Source organism: Burkholderia sp. HMSC10F09 (genome assembly GCF_001806955.1).
Classification (GTDB): domain Bacteria; phylum Pseudomonadota; class Gammaproteobacteria; order Burkholderiales; family Burkholderiaceae; genus Burkholderia; species Burkholderia multivorans.
Genome location: NZ_KV786595.1, coordinates 1 through 3,547, shown reverse-complemented (window position 1 = coordinate 3,547; position 3,547 = coordinate 1). Strand labels below are relative to the sequence as shown.

General features: G+C 68.1%; 3 protein-coding genes. All 3 read left to right on the top strand.

Annotation, left to right across the window (positions count from 1 at the left end; translation table 11 throughout):
• The coding region (locus HMPREF3115_RS06580) for a chemotaxis protein CheW (protein WP_176748740.1) at positions 1-1,306 on the top strand (1,306 nt) is incomplete at its 5' end.
• A gap of 47 nt (positions 1,307-1,353) precedes the next feature.
• Complete coding sequence (gene cheW / locus HMPREF3115_RS06575) at positions 1,354-1,878, top strand: chemotaxis protein CheW (protein WP_006401394.1); 525 nt, start codon at positions 1,354-1,356, stop codon at positions 1,876-1,878.
• 40 nt (positions 1,879-1,918) lie between these two features.
• On the top strand, positions 1,919-3,547 hold a 1,629-nt coding region (locus tag HMPREF3115_RS06570; RefSeq protein ID WP_070553804.1), incomplete at its 3' end, for a methyl-accepting chemotaxis protein.

Genomic DNA, 3,547 nt, shown 5'->3' with positions numbered 1-3,547 from the left:
TGCCGCGCACGCCGAATCGCCCGTGCCGTCCGCGGCCGCGCAGCCGGCCGCGCATCACGACGACAAGCGCGCACGTCCGGCCGCGGCCGCCGCGGCAGGCGCGGAAGGCAGTTCGATCCGCGTCGGCGTCGAGAAGGTCGACCAGCTGATCAACCTCGTCGGCGAACTCGTGATCACGCAGGCGATGCTCGCCGAGACCGCGAGCGCGTTCGATCCGGCGCTGCACGACCGTCTGTTCAACGGGATGGCGCAGCTCGAGCGCAACGCGCGCGATCTGCAGGAAGCGGTGATGTCGATCCGCATGATGCCGATGGACTACGTGTTCAGCCGCTTCCCGCGCCTCGTGCGCGATCTCGCGGGCAAGCTCGGCAAGCAGGTCGAACTGGTTACGTTCGGTCAGGCGACCGAACTCGACAAGAGCCTGATCGAGCGGATCATCGATCCGCTCACGCACCTCGTGCGCAACAGTCTCGACCACGGCATCGAGACGGTCGACAAGCGGATCGCGGCCGGCAAGGATGCGGTCGGCCAGCTCGTGCTGTCGGCCGCGCATCACGGCGGCAACATCGTGATCGAGGTCAGCGACGACGGCGCGGGCCTGAACCGCGAGCGGATCCTCGCGAAGGCCGCGAAGCAGGGCATGCAGATCCCCGAGAACATCAGCGACGACGAAGTCTGGCAGCTGATCTTCGCGCCGGGCTTCTCGACTGCCGAGACGGTGACCGACGTGTCGGGCCGCGGCGTCGGGATGGACGTCGTGAAGCGCAACATCCAGTCGATGGGCGGCCACGTCGAGATCTCGTCGCAGGCCGGGCGCGGCACGACCACGCGGATCGTGCTGCCGCTCACGCTGGCGATCCTCGACGGGATGTCGGTGAAGGTCGGCAGCGAGATCTTCATTCTGCCGCTGAACTTCGTGATGGAGTCGCTGCAGCCGTCGAACGACGACATCTACACGGTCGGCAACGGCGAGCGCGTGGTGCGCGTGCGCGGCGAGTACCTGCCGCTCGTCGCGCTGCATGAGGTGTTCTCGGTCGAGGGCGCGCGCACCGATCCGACGCAGGGGATCGTCACGATCATGGAAACCGAGGGGCGCCGCTTCGCGATGCTGATCGACGAGCTGGTCGGCCAGCAGCAGGTCGTCGTGAAGAACCTCGAGACCAACTACCGCAAGGTGCACGGCATCTCCGCGGCGACCATCCTCGGCGACGGCAGCGTCGCGCTGATCGTCGACGTCGCGGCGCTGAACCGCGAAACCCGTGCGACGCACGGCGCCCGGGCGGGCGCCGAGCTCGCGATGTTCTGACTCTCGCCATCAACCGATTGGGGGCAAACGTGTCTGCTGAAGTCCAAATGATCAATCCGGCCGCGGCGAACGCGGCCAACGCGACGACCGGCCGCCGCGACGCGGAACATGGCGACGCGACGGGCCAGGAATTCCTGGTGTTCACGCTCGGCGACGAGGAATACGGGATCGACATCCTGAAGGTGCAGGAGATCCGCGGCTACGACAGCGTCACGCGGATCGCGAACGCGCCCGATTTCATCAAGGGCGTGATCAACCTGCGCGGCATCATCGTGCCGATCGTCGACATGCGGATCAAGTTCCACCTCGGCCGCGTCGAGTACGACCACCAGACGGTCGTAATCATTCTGAACGTCGCGCATCGCGTCGTCGGGATGGTCGTCGACGGCGTGTCGGACGTGCTCACGCTCTCGGCCGAGCAGATCATGCCGGCGCCCGAATTCGGCGCGACGCTGACCACCGAATATCTGACGGGCCTCGGCACCGTCGACGGCCGGATGCTGATCCTGATGGACATCGAGAAGCTGATGTCGAGCCGGGAAATGGCGCTGATCGAAACGCTCGGCGCATAAGCGCGCGATACGCGCGCACGGAACTTCGGGAGAATCTGCGATGCTGCAAAACTGGTCGATCCGCACGACGCTCACGGCGGTCGGACTCATCCTCGTCTGTCTTGCCGCCGCGATCGGCGGCCTCGGTCTGTTCGCGCTGAATCACGCGAGCCGCTCGCTCGACGAGATCGCGCACGTCGATCTGCCGGCGATCCACGCGCTCGACGATACGTCGTCGTATCTGCTGCGCGCGCGCGTGTCGCTCGACCGCTTCCGCTCGCTGACCGAGGCCGGCAACGCGGCCGAGGCCGCGAAGGTGCTCGATCGTGCGCAGGAGCTGTTCGCGAAGTCGAACCAGAACTGGCAGACGTTCCAGTCGACGCCGAAGCTCGGCGTCGAGCAGGCGCTCGTCGACGAGCTCGCCGCGCGCTACGCGACGATCGTGAAGGAAGGCGTCGAGCCGGAGTTCGCGGCCGCGCGCGCGGGCGACATGGCCGCCTACCATGCAGTCGCCGATACGAAGATCAGCCCCATGTTCGTCGCGTACGACCAGGCCGCCGCGGCCGTGATCGCGTCGCTGCAGCAGCGCGCGAACGACCGCCACGCGTCGACGCAATCGCAGATCTCGCTGATGATCGCGCTGATCGCGGCCGGCATCGCGATCGCGTTCGTCGTCGTGATCGCAATCCGCTTCGCGCTGCGCGGGCTGATCGTCAAGCCGCTCGAGGACGCGATCGCGCATTTCGAACGGATCGCGGGCGGCGACCTCACGCAGCCGGTGCACGTGTTCAGCAAGAACGAGATCGGCCGGCTGTTCGGCGGTATCAAGCGCATGCAGGATGCCGTGACCGCGATGGTGCAGGCCGTGCATCGCGGCACCGAATCGATCGACGTCGGCGCGCGCGAGATCGCGACCGGCAATACGGACCTGTCGCAGCGCACCGAGGAACAGGCCGCGTCGCTGCAGGAAACCGCATCGAGCATGGAGCAGCTGACGGGCACCGTGCGGCAGAACGCGGAGAACGCGCGGCAGGCGAGCCAGCTCGCCGTGAACGCGTCGGACATCGCGACGCAGGGCGGCGAGGTGGTCGGCCAGGTCGTGTCGACGATGCAGGACATCGCGGCGAGCTCGGGCAAGATCGTCGACATCATCGGCACGATCGACGGCATCGCGTTCCAGACCAACATCCTCGCGCTGAACGCGGCGGTCGAAGCGGCGCGCGCAGGCGAGCAGGGCCGCGGCTTCGCGGTGGTCGCCGGCGAAGTGCGCTCGCTCGCGCAGCGCAGCGCGACGGCCGCGAAGGAGATCAAGCAGCTGATCGGCGATTCGGCCGCGAAGGTCGATAGCGGCTCGGCGCTCGTCGCGCGCGCGGGCTCGACGATGGACGAGATCGTGCAGGCCGTGCGCCGCGTGACGGACATCATGGGCGAGATCAGCGCCGCGTCGGACGAGCAGTCGACCGGCATCGAGCAGGTCAATCGCGCGGTCGGCCAGATGGACGCCGTCACGCAGCAGAACGCGGCGCTCGTCGAGCAGGCGGCCGCTGCGGCCGCGTCGCTCGAGGAGCAGACGCGTCAGATGAAGGCGATCGTGTCGAGCTGGCGCGTCGCGGGCGGCACGGCGCTCGCGCCGGTGCGTACCGCGCGTGCGGTCGAAGCGGCGGCCGTGCCCGCGCTGCCGGCCGGCACG